Source organism: Kineococcus gypseus (genome assembly GCF_050871305.1).
Classification (GTDB): Bacteria; Actinomycetota; Actinomycetes; order Actinomycetales; family Kineococcaceae; genus Kineococcus; species Kineococcus gypseus.
In genome coordinates, this window is the sequence record NZ_JBJLRD010000049.1 from 19,032 (window position 1) to 33,683 (window position 14,652).

Consider the following 14,652-nt stretch of genomic DNA (forward strand, 5'->3'; position numbering starts at 1 on the left):
TGTGGCAGGCAGGGTGCACCAGGACCTCCTAGATGTGGACCGCGTCGGGGTGCTGGGCGGTGCGTTGTGGGAGCACTCGCGCTTCGTCACCGCTGCTGCGCAGGGCTTGACGCAGCACAGCGCTCGCCTGGCTGATCGCGGCACGGGCCGCCTGGGTCTCGTGCAGGGCGTTGAGCATGACGAAGTCGTGGATCGTGCCGCCGTAGCGGACCGCCGTGGTCGGCACACCCGCCGCACGCAGCTTCGCTGCGTACGCCTCCCCCTCATCGCGCAGGACGTCGGCCTCCGCGGTGATGACCAGGGCCGGTGGCAGGCCGGCCAGCTGGCTCAGGGAGGCTCGCAGCGGAGAAGCGGTGATCTGCGCCCGCTCGTCCTCGTCGGTCGTGTACTGGTCCCAGAACCACTGCATGCCCTCGCGCGCGAGGAAGTAGCCCTGGGCGAAGCGGTGGTAGGACTCGGTGTCGAAGGAGGCGTCGGTGACGGGGTAGAAGAGCACCTGCTGGGTGAAGGTGATGCCGCCTCGTTCCTTGGCCAGCAGGGTCAAGGCGGTGGCCATGTTGCCGCCGACCGAGTCGCCGGCGACCGCGAGGCGTGTGGCGTCCAGCCCTTCGCCTGATCCGGCGGCGACCCAGCTGGCCACTGCCCAGCACTGCTCGAGCGCGATGGGGTAGCGGACGTCGGGTGAGCGGTCGTACTCGGGGAAGACGACCGCCGCCTCAGCGCCGATGGCCAGGTCGCGCACGAGGCGGTCGTGGGTGTGTGCGTCGCCGAAGACCCAGCCGGCTCCGTGCACGTAGAGCACGACGGGCAGCGGGCCCGTCGATCCGGCGGGGCGGACGATGCGGGCCCGGACGCTGCCGGTGGGCCCGCCCTGCACGCTCACCCACTCCTCATCGACCACCGGCTTGAAGATCTCGCTGCTCTGCACCTCGTCCACCGCGGCTCGCCCCTGCTGCGGGGTCAGCTGGTACAGGAACGGCGGGTCCGCCGCCGCTTCCACGAAGGCCTGCGCGGCTGGTTCCAGGGACAGCCCGTGCGGGTTCGCCGTGCTCACTGGTGCACGCCCTCCCTCGCGGGTGCGCTCTCTCTCGCGGGTGCGGCGTCCGGCCCTGAGGTGGCGGGGGCGTGGACGCTGATGAAGTCCAGCGCGCTCTGCGCGACTTCGCGCCAGCCGGAGTCGATCGTCAGGGAGTGGCCCCGGCCGGGGATCTCCACGATCTCGGTGACGCCGGGGTTGTGCTTTTGCCGGCTGTAGCTGGCGTGGGTGATGGCCCACGGGACCGTGGTGTCCTTCTCGCCGGAGATGAGCAGCAGCGGCCCGCGCTCGCGGTGGTGCACGTCGACCTTGACCTCGGTGAAGGGGTTGAGGTTCGCCGCGGCCGCTTGGAACAGGGGCACGCCGGAGGCGGCGACGTGGAACTCCTCGTAGAGGCTGCGCGCCTCCTCCTCGCTGAGGGCGTTGGCCCAGCCGTAGCGGAACTGCTCGAAGGTCAGCGCGACTGCGCGCCCGATGTTGGCCGGGTTGCCCAGCACCGCCGCCGCCGAGCGCAGCGAGGACACCGGCAGGGGCAGCACGCCGCGGAAGGGCGCCGGGTCGATGGCCACGGTGGCCGTGGATGCTCCCGTCCCGGCGATGCGCTGGGCGATCAGCCCGCCGAAGGAGTGCCCGACCACCGCCGGGCGGGCGCTCAGGCGGCTGATCGCCTCCAGGTAGTGCTCGGTGACCTGCCCGACCATCTTGTGGGCGAAGACGTCCGGGTCCGCGCGCGCCTCGGTGACGCTGGTGGGGTCGTCTGGCCAGCCGGGCGCGATGGTCGCGTAGCCGGCGTCCTCGAACACCGTCCGCCACCTGTCCCAGCTGCTCGAGAGCAGCCAGAGCCCATGCACGAAGACGACCACGCGCCGGCCGGAGGCGTTCGCCCGCTCGATCTGGGTGATCTCGGCCTGTGTCAGCTCGTCCATGATGTTCGTCCCTCCATTCGTGGTGTTTGTTCCTCGGTGAGTGTCTGCAGCGCAAGGTAGCCAGCCGGCCGGGGCGCTGACTCGGCTGAGCGCGCAGCACTGCTTGCTGACAGCGCACGGTTCGGCGGGGGCGCTTTGGCGGGGCGGGTCGGCGGGGGCGGTTCGGCGAGACGGTGCTGAGCGCGCAGGAACCGTGCACGCTCGTGCGAGACGAGGGCATCGCCGCCCCCTAGCCTCGCCAGGCAGTGGTACCGCGCATCCCGCCTCAGTGCTGAAGCAAGGCGGATCCGCGACACGCAGCCCCGACACCGGAGGTCTTCCATGCGTACACGAAAACCCGCCCTCGAGCGGCCGCGACAGCACGCTCGCGCGCGAACAGTTGTGGTGCTGGCGGTGCTCGCCAGTCTCATCGCGCTGCTCCTGTCGAACGCCAGCGCTTCGGCCGCCAGGCCCGAAGCGCGCAGACCCGGAACGCCCAAGCCGACCATCGTGCTCGTGCACGGCGCGTTCGCGGATGCCTCCGGGTGGAGCGAGGTGACCCACCGGTTGCAGCGCAGGGGCTACCCGGTGCTGGCTGCACCGAACCCGTTGCGCGGGGTCGCGGCCGATGCGGCGTACCTGCGCTCCTTCCTCGAGACCGTGCCGGGCCCGATCGTCCTGGTCGGGCACTCCTACGGCGGCGCCGTGATCACCAACGCCGCCACGGGTGACCCTGACGTCAAGGCGCTGGTGTACATCGCCGCCTACGCCCTGGAGGAGGGCGAGACGCTGGCCGAGGCCAACGACCTCGGCGGGGGACGCTCCGAGCTGCTGCAGAACATCGTGTTCCGGCCCTTCGGTCCCGGGCCCGGCGACGTCGACGGCTACATCGACCCGGCCGCGTTCCGCAGCCTCTTCGCGCAGGACCTGCCCGCGCGTGACGCCGCCGTGCTGGCCACCGCTCAGCGGCCGGCGGCGCTGGCCGCGCTGACGACGCCGTCGGGTCCGCCGGCCTGGAAGAGCATCCCGTCGTGGTACCTGGTCGCGCGCCAGGACCGCACCATCCCGCCACAGGCCGAGCGGGTGATGGCCGCCCGGGCGCACGCGCACACGGTCGAGGTCGACAGCTCCCACCTGGCCCTGATGAGCCAGCCGCAGGCCGTCGTCAGCCTCATCCGCGACGCCGCCGGGGAGTGAGCGGCCGGCCGGCCTGAGCTGTCGGCGGGCCTGAGCGGACTGTCGCCACCGGCTCCGCCGCGGCACCGCTGGCGAGGTGGACGTCGGTTCGTCAGTCGCCCGCCGGTCGCTCGCCGGGCTCGTCGTCGCGCTGCTGCAGGTGCATGGCCTGCCACTGTCCGGGGGTCAGGCCGTAGGTCTCGCGGAAGCGGCGGCCGAAGTGCGCGGGGTCGCGGAAGCCGCAGCTCCTGGCCACGGCGGCGACGGAGTCGTGCGGGCGTGCGGCGAGCGTGTCACGCGCCCGCCGTAGGCGCTGCGCCATGATCCACTCGCGCAGCGAGATGCCTCGTGCCGCGAGCACGGCGTAGAGGTGACGGACCGACACGTGGTGGGCGGCGGCGACCTGCCGTGCGCTCAGCTCCGGGTCGTGCAGGCGCTGTTCGCAGTACCACAGGACGCGGTCGACGAGCACTTCCGTCAGGGCCGGGCGAGGGTCCGCCGAACCCACCGAGAGGATGAGGGCTCGAGCGAGGGCGGTCGTGGCGGCACCCAGCTCCGCCCTCGCTGCCGGCGCCTCGATCGCCTCACCGGCGTGGAGCAGGTTCGCCAGGTGAGCGCGCAACATCGGGTACAGGGGACTGTGGGGCAGGCGAGGTGCTGCTTCCCGCAGCGTTTCGGGTGCCAGCCCTAGCTGGTCGTACTCGATGCGCAGGGACTGCGTCTCACCTTCGCCGCTCATGGCGAAGGAGTAGGGCGAGGTGAGGTCGACGACGCCGACTTGACCCGTCAGGAGTGAGCGCTGCCCGGCCTGCTCCAGTCGGGCGCTGCCACGACGCTGCAGTTGCAGGCACACGATGTCCGGGGCACCGGCCCGCACGTGGGCGGCGGTGCGATCCAGGGAGAACGGGGTGCCGCTGGCCGTGAAGAGCGAACAGCTGCCCAGGTCGACGAGGCGCATCTGCGTGCGCACCTCGCGCTCGGGAACCAGGTGGGCGACCGTCGCGGCAGCCGACGCGGCGTCGAAGACCGCGTGGAACGCCGCAGCCCGCTCCCCCGGGCTCAGCTGGGCGGTGTCCAGCACGAGGGCCATCGCCTGCCTCCTCCCCAGCCGCCGCACTGAGGGTAGTCACGATCGAGCGGCCGGGGGAGCGCTCTCACGATCTCGGCGCGGCTGCTGCTGCGCCGGCGTGGCTGGGCGCGGCTGCTGCTGCGCCGGCGTGGCTGGGCGCGGCTGCTGCTGCGCCGGCGTGGCTGGGCGTGGCTGGGCGGCTCTCGAGTGTGGTGGCCGGCCGGGACGGGGAGTCGGCGGGCAGTGCAGGACTGGTCGGAGCAGGACTGTGCAGGAGGAGGGCACTGGATGTGAGGAGCAGTGACGTGCGAGGTGCACCGCTTGGTCTCAACCGGGTGTGCTGCGAGGTCGGTGACCTCGCGGGTGCCAGCGCCTGGTACTCAGCACGGCTGCGAGCCGCACCGCAGCTGACCTCCACCGACCAGGCGCGCTTTGGGGTCGGCGGTCTGCACCTGGCGCTGCTCGCCGCGAGCTCGCCGGCCGGCGCTGGCGGCAGCTTCGCGGTGTGGAGGGTCGAGGACCTCGATGCGACGCTGGCCGAGTGGGTGCGGCACGGCGCCGTCGTGCGTTCAGCGCCGCACTGGAGCATGACGGGGGAGCGGACGTGTCGGCTGCAGGACCCGTTCGGCGTCCTGGTCGGTCTAGCGGAAGAGCCGGCACCCTAGCGGCGGCACCGCGCTCCGGCGGAAGCCGCCGCCCACGGGCGCAAGGGTCAGGAGGCCGCTGCCTGCGGGTGTGCTGCCAGGGCGTCCAGCAGTCCGTCGGGGCTGCCGAAGCCCCAGCGTGTCGCTGTCGAGACCAGGAGCGCGCGGGGTGCGAGCCCCTCGCTCGGCTCGGCGAGGTCCGTCCGGGCGCCGTGCAGCCGGCCGCTGAGCACCAGGTGCTCGATGGTGCTGCCTCGCTCCTCGCCGAGCCTGTGCAGTTGATCCAGACCCACGCCGAGAGCGCGCGCGACGGTGGCGCTGGACAGGTCCGGCTCGCGCAGGTGTCGCCGCACGTAGATGCGCACCGCCCGCCACAGCGAGTCGGCGTCCTCTCCTGGCGCACTGCCCGGGAGCTCGAGGGGCAGGACGGAGAGCAGGAGGGAGCGGGCCAGGTCCACGGTGGCCTGGTGCAAGGCGCGGTACGGCGGGTGCCCCGCTCGGAAGTACTCGGCGAGCTCCACGAGGTGCTCGCGCACCATGCTCAGCAGCGGGCTGTCGTCCAGCCGCGAAGCGGCGGTCGCGATGTCGACGGGGTCGAGCCCGAGCGAGTCGAGCGTCATCTGGTAGCTGACCGTCTGCCCGGTGCCGAAGGAGACGTAGTCGTACGGCCGGGACATGTCGCACAGCAGGAGCCCGCCGGGACGCAGGTCGTGCAGCTCGCCGCCCTGCTCCAGCCGGGCACCGCCGGGGGCGCGCAGGGTCAGCGTGACCAGGCCCTCGTCGCGCAGGAAGCGGTGCGTCTGCGTCCGGCTGACGTGCACCCCCGGCCCCCGGGTCGAGAGCAACGTGCCACCGGAGCCGCAGGACCACACCGTGTAGGAGAAGTCGCTGGGGCTGGCCCCGGCGCCCGGGTCGTAGCGCAGCGGGTGCGTGATGCGTTCGAGCACGTCGGCGATCGTGGGGAAGAGCCGCTCGGGTTCCACGTGTGCGCTGTCGAACAGCAGCATGCCCACCTCCTGAGCTCAGGTGCCGAGCGGGGGTCGCCGCTGGTCCCGGGCGACCTGCTCGAGGGTGCGCCACTCGCGCGGTGTCACACCGAACTGCGCGCGGAAGCGGCGCGAGAAGTGAGTGGCGTCGGAGAAGCCACAGCGGTGCGCCACCATGGTCACGGTGTCGTTCGTGGCGGTCAACTCTTGCGCCGCTCGCGACAGCCGCTGCCCCATGATCCACTCGTTGAGGCTCTCGCCCCCGCGCGTCGACCAGACGTAGTACAGGCGCCGCTGGGAGATGTGGTGCTCGCGGGCGATGCGCGCGGGCGAGAGCGTCACGTCGCTCAAGTTCTGCAGGATGTAGCGCTCCAGGCGCAGGGGGAGGGCCTCGTGCAGCGACTCGCTCGCCTGCCGGGGGGTTCCTGCGGCGGAGACGAGCAGCGTCCTGACCAGGTCCACGGTCACGTCGCTGAGCACCTCGGCCGCTGTCGTGCCCTCTAGGGATGGCAGTGCCTGGAACGAGCGTGCGACGTGGCGGGTGAGCAGGGGCCACAGGGGGCTCAGATGCGGAGCGCGCACCGCCCGGTGCAGCAGCTCAGCGGGCAGACCGAGCTCTTCGTGCCCGATGGCCAGCGCGTAGGTGTCGTATCCGTCCGGCCAGGCGAGCGCGTGGGGCTCGGTCATGTCGAACAGCATCACGTCGCCCTCTCGGGCGGTGAAGGCCTCAACTCCTGCGCGCAGCCCGCGCGTCTTCCCCCGGTTGAAGAAGCACAGGGCGAGCATGGGGGAGTCGGTCGCGGAGACCTCGCGTCGTTCTCGGGTCGCGGTCAGGGCGTTGCCCTGCGAGTGCAGCACCGTGTGCTCGCCCAAGGCCCAGGTGGCCACCCAGTTGTCCATGTGCGTCAAGGGCCTGCTGACCTCGAAGCGGACCGGACCTCCTGTGTCGTGCAAGAAGGCGTCCAGGACCTCCTCGCGCTGCTCGGGCAGCATGCCGGTCGTGTCGAGTTGGACAGCCACCGATCGCCTCCCTCCTCTCGGCAGCGATCCCGTCGAGCGGGCCGCCCAGGTCTTGAGCGGGCGAGGCGACACTACGGAGCACCCCCACTCCTCGGCATGGTCTGCGAGTGCACATCGGTGGTCTGCGAGTGCACGGCGTAACCCCGAGCTTCGCGCGCGGTGCAGCGCAGGTGACGTGCCCTCGAGGCGAGAATGGGCCTTCGCGGTGGTCGCCGTCGTGGACGGAGAGCGTGAGGAGCGGGCACGCTGCTCGCGGCCCGACTGCCACGTCCTGGCGGCGGTGCCGGGTGTGGACTTCGCGGACGTGGCGGTGGCTGAGCACGTGGTGTGCGAGCTGCCGCCGTGCGTGCGCGTGGCTGGGGGTGCCACCGATCACGTGGGGCCCTTGACGCAGGCGTTGGACCAGGGGCGTGCATCGATGCGCTCTCGCGGCGGTGGGCTGTGGTGGCGCTACCGCCGGCGCGGCGGGGACCGCCCCTCGAGTACCGCGCCTCGAGTACCGCGCCTCGAGTACCGCGCCTCGAGTACCGCGCCTCGAGTACCGCGCCTCGAGTACCGCGCGCTCCAGGCCGCCGCGCAGGGCGGTGGCCAACGGGTGGGACGCCACGGCGGTGCGGGCGGTGTTCGATGCCTCGCTACCGGGGCACGGTGTGCTGCAGCTCTTCGACTGAGCTCACCCCCAACTCCGTCCTCAGCACAGCCTGGCTTGGTTGCGCTGCCAGCGGCGGTGAGCCGGTGGTCGTGCTGGGCGCAGCGTCGTGGTCGTCGGGCTGGGTGTGGAAGTGGGTGTGGCCGCCGAGGGCGGTGGCGACAGCGTGGGCGTCGGTGTGCGCGGCAGTGCTGACGGGTGCTGCCTGCAGCGTTGCCGGTGGCGTCCAGCCGGCGATGGCGCCGAAGAGCAGCGCCAGTGGCACGGCGGCCACCAGTAGCGTCAGCCGTTCGATGCGGCTAGCGGGTGCGAGCAGGGGAAGCAGCGTCAAGGTCGCCAGCGAGGTCACGCCGATGCCCAGCGCCTTGCGGGTGCGGAACCGCAACACCGCCGTCCCCTCCGTCAACGCCTTGCTCTGTCAGGTGTCCTGGTGGGCCGCTCGGGCCGCCGGGGCCTCGAGGGGTCAGCGGCGGCGCGTGGCCGCCGCACCCAGCATCGCCTGTACCCCGTCGCACGCGCCAGCGGGTGCCGCACCAGGTATGGCGACCAAGGGAGCAGGGGCGGGGGGCAGGGGCGGGTCATGGCGCGTCCGCTCACACCTCCGGCACGCACTGCCCGGTGCCGAGGGCGGCCAGGCCGGTGAGGTCGCCGGCGGCGTAGTCGAGCACGGTGGAGGCCTCCGGGTACATCAGTTGGGCGGGGTCCTCGACGTGGGCCAGTCCCAGCAGGTGGCCCAGCTCGTGCTGAAAGACCGCGCGCACCACGTCGGCGCCTCCAGGGCGGCTCAGGGCGTCGGCGACCTGGGCGGCGTCGACCTGCACGGCGCCGGAGACGTACACCGAAACGGCTTCGCCGGGGCGGGCGTTGACCCGCTGCCACCAGGTGGGCCGGTGCGTGGTGATGGCCACTGGGCCTGCCTGGGCGATGACGGCGGCGGCGATGTCGGGGACCTCGGCGGGGGAGACGTAGGTGATCAGCACCGGCGCCCAGCGGTCCCCGTAGCGGCCGGGCTGGTACGCCTCGCGCTGCTTGGAAGGGCCTTCGGTGCTGGCGCCGTCGTCGACGAAGCGCAGGCCGGTGGCGGCGCTGGCGCGGGCGATGGCCTGGGCCATCAGCTCTTGCGCGCCGGCGGGGGCGCCGTCCAGGCGGGTGACGTAGTGGATGGGCCGGCACGGGTCCCACGCCACCGGGGCAGTACCAGCGGCGTCACCAGCAGCGGCGCTAACGGCAGGAACGTCACTAGTGGCGTGCCCGTCGAGGGGCTGGGTGCGCGTCGGGCGCCAGGCGTCGCTGGGCTGCAGCAGGAGCGCGGGCCGACCCAGAGGAGCCGCGGCGGCCTCGTGGCCGGGGGAGGGCGCCAGCCCGGCGCGGACAGCGGCGCTGGTGCCGGTGGATCCGCCGGCCAGGCCGCTGGTGTGCAGCCACACCGTGCCCGCCGCGACGGCCAGCACCACCGCGGCCACACCCACCCGCCCGCTCATCCGACCGCTCATCTGACCGCGCAGTCGAGTGCGCAGGCCTCCACGGCGGCCTCGGCGCCAGGCGGCACCGCCGCTCTTACCTACTGCGCCGGTCCCGCCGGCGGCGGTGTCCACGGCGTCCCCGCGCCAGCTCGGGGCGGCGCTGGGGCGGCCGAGGGCTTCGTCCACGGCCCACTGCGGGATGCGCCCGCTGCTCGAGCGGCGCACTGCCTGGCCGTGCGAGTCCCTCGGGTCACGAGCAGCCCCGGAGCGGCGCCGGCTGGAGGGGCCCTCGTGCACGTCGGCTCACCGCTCCCACGTCGCTGCAGCAGCGTTGGCCCGCATCTGAGCCAGGTGCTCAGGTCGTCAGGACAGCGCTCCCGCGGCGCATCGACCCGGCGGGAGGCGTCCTTGACCACTGCTCACTCGGACGGCGTGCACCCACGCAGTGAGGGGCCCGGGAATGACGAAACCCCGCGGGCCAGAGGCCATCGCGAGGTCGTGTCGGTAATTATCCCAATCATCGAGCTGGATGTCAAGCAGCGCTTCGAACGGGGCACCCCGCTCGAAGCCTCCCGCGGGCCTCTTCATCGGGTCTCTCAGGGGGCCCGGTCGAGGCGCCGGGTGACGTCCCACCCGGGACTGCTGAGGCGGCGACCCGGCTCGTGCGATGACCCGGCCCGTGCGATGACCCGGCCCGTGCGATGACCCGGCCCGTGAGGCGGCAGGAGCCGCCAGGCGGCGGGCGGAGGTGGCGGGTGGGCTCGCCGCCGCCGGCTGGGGGGCCTACGGTCCCGGCATGGCCGAGGGTCGATCACGGGTGCGGCGGGTGACGGACTACCTGGGCCTGAGCGAGGACCGTGCTGCCAAGCCGCGGGCCGGCACCGGCGCGTGGTGGCGCCGCGCGGGATGGATGCTCGGGCTCATCGCGCTCAGCGCCGTGCTGGCCGCTCTGCTGCCCTGAACAGTGCGCTGAACGGTGCACCGCACGGTGCAGTGAGCGGTGCACGGAAGTTCGCTCGAAGGGGCGAGTCAGGAAGGCACCATGGGCCCGTGCCCACAGTGCTGCAGGTGCCGTGCGTGCTGGAGCAGGAGCTGAGCGATCCGCTGCTGGCGCAGCAGGTATGCGCCGTGCTGCTGCAGCACCTCCGCTTCCGGATCGAGCGTGTGCACGTCGACGTCCGTCCCGATCGCCGCGAGGAGCTGGGAGCGGTGGTCGTGCAGGCGCTGGTGCAGCTGCGCCTGGCCGGCGGCCGCGGGGTCCGGCACCGCAACGACACCCTCGTGGCGCTGGAGGACCCGCACGCGCACTGGCTGGCGCTGCTGGTCTACGCCGGCTCCTGCCGGCACCTGGAGGCCTTCGACGCGGCCGGTGCCCGCCTGCTGCTGCTTCGCGACGCCGGCAGCGCCGTCGTCGCCGACCTGGAGCCGCAGGAGGTCGATGCGCTGAACGAGCAGATCGCACCGCTGAGCCTTACGCCGCTGCAAGAGCCCGACCTGGTGGTGCTCGAAGGACGCCGCCGCCGGCACCAGGCGTGGCGCGATGAGCAGCGCCGCGTGCTGGAGGAGGCGATCGCCGCAGCGGCCTCGGCGCGCGAGCTCGACCCGCAGCTGCACCCGCGGCCGGACCCGCAGCCGCAGCCGCTGCACCCGGCTGCCGCCCTGGCCGCGCACCTCAGCGTGGTCCTTCAGCCTGCCCAGGGAGAGAGCGTGCGGCTGCAGAACGGCACGCAGAGCGTCGATGCGGGCTCGGCCAGCGCGCAGCTGCCCACCCTGCCCCACGGCTGGCTGGTGGCCGAGGTCGAGCTCCCCGGCCTGCACCGCTGGGGCCTGGGCGAGGGTGAACCAGAACGGCTGGTCCTGCACGACGGACAGGCGCAGGTGCTCGTGCAGCGCGGCATCAACGGGTTCGCGTGCCCGGTGGGGGAGTCCGAACCCACCCCACCGTCGGGGCGCACGCTCTGGCGCGTCGACGTCCGCACTGCCGCACCGGGCACCTTCACCTGGAGCAGCCAGCTGGACCCGGGCCGCACGATCACCTTCACCCTCGTCCTGTCGCCGGCGACCCCGGTGCCTGACCCGAGCGCGTGAGCGGCGCGCCGCTCCTCGTCGACGAGCCTCGCGCAGGCGACGTCACGACCGCGTGCTCACCGCGTCACAGGTCATTTCGAAAGCGACCGGTTGCGAGACGGCTGACGTGTCGAAGCCACGTCGAGAGTGGGTGATCCGTACCGGCTGCCCGATCGCCGGGTGGGTGTCACGCTGAGGTCATGACCTCTGCGGGCACCACGGCCTCGCGCTCGATCGGGACGGTGATCGGCATCGGGTTGCTGCGGGGCGTGGTGTGCGGAGTGGCGCTGGGTGTGTTGACCGGTGCTGGCTGGGCCGTGTGGAGCGGGCTGCAGCCGGCTCCTCCCGGCGTGTACAAGGACCCTTTCAGCGTGGTGCTGGTGCTCTACGTGGCGCTGGTCGCAGCCGTGGTCGGGGCGGTGGTGGGGGTGCTGGCGGCGGGCGCGTCGGTGCTCGTGCTGGCGTTGAGCGCCGGCGCCCGGCGCAGCTGGGCGGTCAGCGTGATCGCCGCCGTGCTCGCCGCTGCGGTCAGTGCAGGGGTGCTGAACCTGGCCGCGCAGAACAGCGATGACCGGTGGCTGAGCACGGCGCAGTCGCTGGTCGTGGCGATCGTCAGCGCGGGGATCGCCTTGTGGCAGCTGCGCAAGGTCGTGCGAGCGGCCGAGGACGCCTGAGAGGGCTGCGCCGTGGCTGGTGTGATCCTCGCCTTGAGGTGATCTTGGGCCTGAGGGTGGCAGGTCGTGCGCGCGGTACCGACTGAGGAGGTGCAGTCGGCAGATCTAGACGGCATAACCATCTCAAAACCCACCGTTTATGAGACGGGGATAGCGCCCGCAGCGCCCTGTGTCAGGCGGTGGTGGGGTGTCTGCCCATCAACCCAGCTCGCCGCGCGCCACACGCTCACGCCGGCCGGCGCTAGCGTCCAAGGCGGCCACGACGGAAGCGTCCTCATCGGCGGCGAGCACGGTCAGCACGTCTTCGGGCAGCTCGTCTTCCCCGGCCAGGTACCAGCGCTCGATCATCGAGCCGTGCCGGGCCAGGCGTCGGGCCAGGTGCGGGTCCAGGGTGCGCCCGTGCACCGGGCTGTCGACCCGCTCGATGTGCAGCTGCAGCAGCCCTGGGACCAGGTGCCTGTTCACCCGGTGCTCCTCGTCCTCGTACAACGACAGGCGCACCCGCGCGTTCGACCAGGTGCTCCAGCCGTGCAGCGCCCGGCCCGCCTGCACGGCGCCGACGCGCCCGGACTCGATCAGGGCGTGCAGCGCGCCGGTCAGGTGCAGGAGGCGCTCGAGCTCACCGCTGGTGAAGATCCCCAGGTTGGGGTGGTGCCCGGCGGACTGCACCGTCCACGAGGGGTCGGCGCCGTACGACCACGCCCCGCTGGGCACCTGGCGCACCCAACCGGTCTCGGCCAGGGCCGTGGTCATCGCCTCCACGCTGTCGAGCACGCCGGGGCCCACGGCGGCGTCCTCGGTGCCCCTGGCGCCCACGGCGCACTGCAGCAGCTGCGCGACACCGGTGGGCACCTCACGGGCCTGACCGACCGGGGTAGTGGTGCTCACGGCGCTCCTCGCGGCAGCGGTGGTCGGACCAGCCGATCGTGCGCGAGCCGGTGCGGCGCTGTCGAGACGCTGTGGTCATCCACCGTGCGCGCTCGTGCACCACCCGACTCCCTCATCGCAGAAGCGAGCGTTGCCCGGACACCGTGCTCGAGACGTGGCGTGGGCGGGCCCTAGGCACGTGCGGGACACCTGGTGGTGCTTACCGCTGCCGGCGCGGGGAGGTGGGCGCGGCGCACTCGTAGCCGGGCAGGTCGGCGTCCACGGTGACCAGGGCCAGGTCGTCGACGTCGATCGCGTGGGCGAGCAGGGCGATGCACACCTCGCCCACCTCGGCGACGGCCACCCAGTGCTGCGTCGAGCGGTGCTGGTGCTGCCGGAAGGCGGTGGGGACCCCGTCGACGGGGACCTGCACGTTCCTCCAGGCGGGGCTCGCACCGGCACCGGCACCGGCAGCGGGGTGGGGCTGGTACAGCAGGGCGGCGGTGCGCTCGGCTTCGGCCACCGAGGTGCCCGGCAGCGAGAGCAGGCTCGTCAGGACTACGTCGCCGGGCCTGAGGGCGCTGGCGGTGAAGGGCGCGCTGGTGGCGGCCAGCTGGGAGGTGACGTGCACACCGGGACCGGTGGCCAGGTCGAGGTGGCCGTGGCTGAGGGTCACGCTGAGCACCGGCGGCTCGAGCGGGTTCCACAGGGCCACCCCGCGCGCGCCGGGGTGGGACGGCGCCAGGCCCAGCACGCGGAAGCTGGGCAGGGTTGGCATCGCGGGGACGTAGGGGGAGCCGTCGCGCACGATCACGTGTGCAGCGTGGCAGCAGCCGTGGTGCCGGACCAGCGCCCGTAGGTGCCACCTCACCGTGTACGCGCACCAGCCACCGCCGCGAGCACGTGTCCGCCACCTAGCTGTGCAATCCCAGAAGCGACCGTTTATAGACTGCTGCCCGTACCTGCACGAGCGGGGGATTGAGGACTCAGCGGTGCTCAGTCGACGTAGCGCAGCTCGATGCCGGCGGCTGCGGCCAGGCGCTGCACGGCCTGCGCGAAGGACAGGTCCTCGGTGCACATCACGAACTTGACGACGTCGCCGCCCGCACCGCATCCGAAGCAGTGCCAGCGCCCGCGATGCGGGCGCACGTTGAACTTCCTGTGCGGGTCCTCGTGCAGGGGGCAGCGGCCAATGAGGTGATCGCCGGGGCCGGGGGAGAGGGGGGTGCGTGCTTCGATGACGGCTGCCAGGTCGGTGCGCCGCTTGACCTCGTGGAGGTCGTCGGGGTGGATGAGCTCTGGCATGCCCGCAGGCTAGGTCGGTGTCTGCGTCAGCGGGCCGGGCGAGCCGTCGGGTCAGTGGCAGCTCACGCCACGGCTGGAGCCGGCTCGTCCCTGCCCGGGCATCGAGGTCGGCATCGAGGGCAGCATCGACGTCGCCGCCCTCGCATGCTCGTGCCGTTCACCGACGGCGGTGGTTGCGGTCCTTCTGCGCCTCCCACGGCGGGATCGGCTCGAAGATGCTGCCCGTGTACGTCCAGCGCCCCGACTCGGGTGCCTCGCGCGTTGCGAGGGACTCCTCGAGGTGGATGGAGATCAGCCGGGCGATCGTCTCCTCCTGGGAGACTTCCAGCCCCCACAGCGCCGCGCGGTCCACGTCGTCGATCCGGGCGAAGCGCGGGCCCAGGTTTTCATGCAGGAAGTGCAGGTACTCGCGCCGGCCGTCGCGGTCCACGGTGATCACCGCTTCCTGCAGGTCCAGCTCGAGCAGGGCGCACCCCGCGGGCAGCTTCTGGCTGACCCGGCGCAGCACGTCCTCGACCTCGGCGTCCACGCCGGCCAGTGTGGCGGCACACCGCCGCCCGCCGGGATCGCTCCACCAGCCGTCGACGCGGTCACCTCACGGGCGTGTGTGCTCGCGGATCGACACGGGCGCACGGTCATCGTCCACTCGGGCCATCTCAGAAGCGACGGCGGTCTCAAGGGGTCAACGCAACACCTCGTCCAGAGCTTCTGAGGGTGTCTTCCATCCCAGGGTCTGTCGAGGCCTGCCGTTGAGGAGCTCGGCGATGGCATCGAGCGCGTCTTGGTCGTAG

16 protein-coding genes and 1 pseudogene are annotated in these 14,652 nt (G+C 72.6%); 5 read left to right on the forward strand and 12 right to left on the reverse strand.

The window, feature by feature from the left end; genetic code table 11:
• Nucleotides 1-28 precede the first annotated feature (28 nt).
• Together ACRYMN_RS16590 and ACRYMN_RS16595 are read right to left on the reverse strand one after the other, a co-directional pair.
• The gene (locus ACRYMN_RS16590; RefSeq protein ID WP_432497412.1) at nucleotides 29-1,054 is read right to left on the reverse strand and encodes an alpha/beta hydrolase; all 1,026 of its coding nucleotides are present in this window, start codon (nucleotides 1,052-1,054) and stop codon (nucleotides 29-31) included.
• Entirely contained in the window at nucleotides 1,051-1,962 is a 912-nt protein-coding gene (locus tag ACRYMN_RS16595) for an alpha/beta hydrolase (RefSeq protein ID WP_432497415.1), read from the reverse strand. The genes ACRYMN_RS16590 and ACRYMN_RS16595 overlap by 4 nt, the downstream gene beginning before the upstream one ends.
• A 393-nt stretch (nucleotides 1,963-2,355) precedes the next feature.
• Here ACRYMN_RS16595 and ACRYMN_RS16600 point away from each other — a divergent pair, with 393 nt between their 5' ends.
• The gene (locus tag ACRYMN_RS16600) at nucleotides 2,356-3,138 is read left to right on the forward strand and encodes an alpha/beta fold hydrolase (RefSeq protein ID WP_432497417.1); all 783 of its coding nucleotides are present in this window, start codon (nucleotides 2,356-2,358) and stop codon (nucleotides 3,136-3,138) included.
• A gap of 91 nt (nucleotides 3,139-3,229) precedes the next feature.
• Here the strand turns inward: ACRYMN_RS16600 and ACRYMN_RS16605 are convergent, their stop codons facing one another.
• The gene (locus ACRYMN_RS16605) at nucleotides 3,230-4,207 is read right to left on the reverse strand and encodes an AraC family transcriptional regulator (protein ID WP_432497419.1); all 978 of its coding nucleotides are present in this window, start codon (nucleotides 4,205-4,207) and stop codon (nucleotides 3,230-3,232) included.
• A 284-nt stretch (nucleotides 4,208-4,491) separates the two neighbouring features.
• Here ACRYMN_RS16605 and ACRYMN_RS16610 point away from each other — a divergent pair, with 284 nt between their 5' ends.
• Nucleotides 4,492-4,851 (forward strand): VOC family protein, encoded by a 360-nt coding sequence (locus tag ACRYMN_RS16610; protein ID WP_432497422.1) that lies wholly within the window; start codon nucleotides 4,492-4,494, stop codon nucleotides 4,849-4,851.
• 47 nt (nucleotides 4,852-4,898) lie between these two features.
• Here the strand turns inward: ACRYMN_RS16610 and ACRYMN_RS16615 are convergent, their stop codons facing one another.
• From ACRYMN_RS16615 to ACRYMN_RS16630, 4 genes are all read right to left on the reverse strand, one after another.
• Nucleotides 4,899-5,837, reverse strand: a complete 939-nt coding sequence (locus tag ACRYMN_RS16615) for an AraC-like ligand-binding domain-containing protein (protein ID WP_432497424.1) — start codon at nucleotides 5,835-5,837, stop codon at nucleotides 4,899-4,901.
• Between the two features lie 15 nt (nucleotides 5,838-5,852).
• Nucleotides 5,853-6,836: a helix-turn-helix transcriptional regulator gene (locus ACRYMN_RS16620; RefSeq protein ID WP_432497427.1), complete on the reverse strand. Its 984-nt coding sequence runs from the start codon at nucleotides 6,834-6,836 to the stop codon at nucleotides 5,853-5,855.
• Between the two features lie 635 nt (nucleotides 6,837-7,471).
• Entirely contained in the window at nucleotides 7,472-7,873 is a 402-nt protein-coding gene (locus ACRYMN_RS16625) for a hypothetical protein (protein ID WP_432497429.1), read from the reverse strand.
• Nucleotides 7,874-8,078: 205 nt separating this feature from the next.
• Nucleotides 8,079-8,966 (reverse strand): matrixin family metalloprotease, encoded by an 888-nt coding sequence (locus ACRYMN_RS16630; protein WP_432497432.1) that lies wholly within the window; start codon nucleotides 8,964-8,966, stop codon nucleotides 8,079-8,081.
• Nucleotides 8,967-9,744: 778 nt separating this feature from the next.
• On the opposite strand from ACRYMN_RS16630, the gene ACRYMN_RS16635 reads away from it, so the two are divergent.
• The 3 genes from ACRYMN_RS16635 to ACRYMN_RS16645 all read left to right on the forward strand — a co-directional run bounded on the left by ACRYMN_RS16635 (nucleotide 9,745) and on the right by ACRYMN_RS16645 (nucleotide 11,689).
• Nucleotides 9,745-9,909 (forward strand): hypothetical protein, encoded by a 165-nt coding sequence (locus ACRYMN_RS16635; protein ID WP_432497435.1) that lies wholly within the window; start codon nucleotides 9,745-9,747, stop codon nucleotides 9,907-9,909.
• An 89-nt stretch (nucleotides 9,910-9,998) separates the two neighbouring features.
• Complete coding sequence (locus ACRYMN_RS16640; RefSeq protein WP_432497437.1) at nucleotides 9,999-11,036, forward strand: hypothetical protein; 1,038 nt, start codon at nucleotides 9,999-10,001, stop codon at nucleotides 11,034-11,036.
• 179 nt (nucleotides 11,037-11,215) lie between these two features.
• Complete coding sequence (locus ACRYMN_RS16645; protein ID WP_432497440.1) at nucleotides 11,216-11,689, forward strand: hypothetical protein; 474 nt, start codon at nucleotides 11,216-11,218, stop codon at nucleotides 11,687-11,689.
• Nucleotides 11,690-11,887: 198 nt separating this feature from the next.
• Here ACRYMN_RS16645 and ACRYMN_RS16650 read toward each other — a convergent pair whose 3' ends face one another.
• The 5 genes and pseudogenes from ACRYMN_RS16650 to ACRYMN_RS16670 form a co-directional block, all read right to left on the reverse strand.
• Entirely contained in the window at nucleotides 11,888-12,577 is a 690-nt protein-coding gene (locus ACRYMN_RS16650) for a hypothetical protein (RefSeq protein WP_432497442.1), read from the reverse strand.
• A gap of 199 nt (nucleotides 12,578-12,776) precedes the next feature.
• Complete coding sequence (locus ACRYMN_RS16655; RefSeq protein ID WP_432497444.1) at nucleotides 12,777-13,370, reverse strand: hypothetical protein; 594 nt, start codon at nucleotides 13,368-13,370, stop codon at nucleotides 12,777-12,779.
• A gap of 182 nt (nucleotides 13,371-13,552) precedes the next feature.
• Nucleotides 13,553-13,861, reverse strand: a complete 309-nt coding sequence (locus ACRYMN_RS16660) for a CHC2 zinc finger domain-containing protein (RefSeq protein WP_432497446.1) — start codon at nucleotides 13,859-13,861, stop codon at nucleotides 13,553-13,555.
• Nucleotides 13,862-14,018: 157 nt separating this feature from the next.
• Nucleotides 14,019-14,390, reverse strand: coding sequence for a hypothetical protein (locus ACRYMN_RS16665; protein WP_432497449.1), 372 nt, complete (start codon nucleotides 14,388-14,390; stop codon nucleotides 14,019-14,021).
• Nucleotides 14,391-14,543: 153 nt separating this feature from the next.
• Nucleotides 14,544-14,652: pseudogene (locus ACRYMN_RS16670) on the reverse strand (IS30 family transposase); the annotation flags it as partial.

What these genes read in the sequence shown, in the direction of transcription:
- ACRYMN_RS16615 (WP_432497424.1), bottom strand. Translation starts at nt 5,837, where the DNA reads ATGCTGCTGTTCGACAGCGCACACGTGGAACCCGAGCGGCTCTTCCCC.
- ACRYMN_RS16660 (WP_432497446.1), bottom strand. Translation starts at nt 13,861, where the DNA reads ATGCCAGAGCTCATCCACCCCGACGACCTCCACGAGGTCAAGCGGCGC.
- ACRYMN_RS16645 (WP_432497440.1), top strand. Translation starts at nt 11,216, where the DNA reads ATGACCTCTGCGGGCACCACGGCCTCGCGCTCGATCGGGACGGTGATC.
- ACRYMN_RS16635 (WP_432497435.1), top strand. Translation starts at nt 9,745, where the DNA reads ATGGCCGAGGGTCGATCACGGGTGCGGCGGGTGACGGACTACCTGGGC.
- ACRYMN_RS16595 (WP_432497415.1), bottom strand. Translation starts at nt 1,962, where the DNA reads ATGGACGAGCTGACACAGGCCGAGATCACCCAGATCGAGCGGGCGAAC.
- ACRYMN_RS16605 (WP_432497419.1), bottom strand. Translation starts at nt 4,207, where the DNA reads ATGGCCCTCGTGCTGGACACCGCCCAGCTGAGCCCGGGGGAGCGGGCT.
- ACRYMN_RS16630 (WP_432497432.1), bottom strand. Translation starts at nt 8,966, where the DNA reads ATGAGCGGGCGGGTGGGTGTGGCCGCGGTGGTGCTGGCCGTCGCGGCG.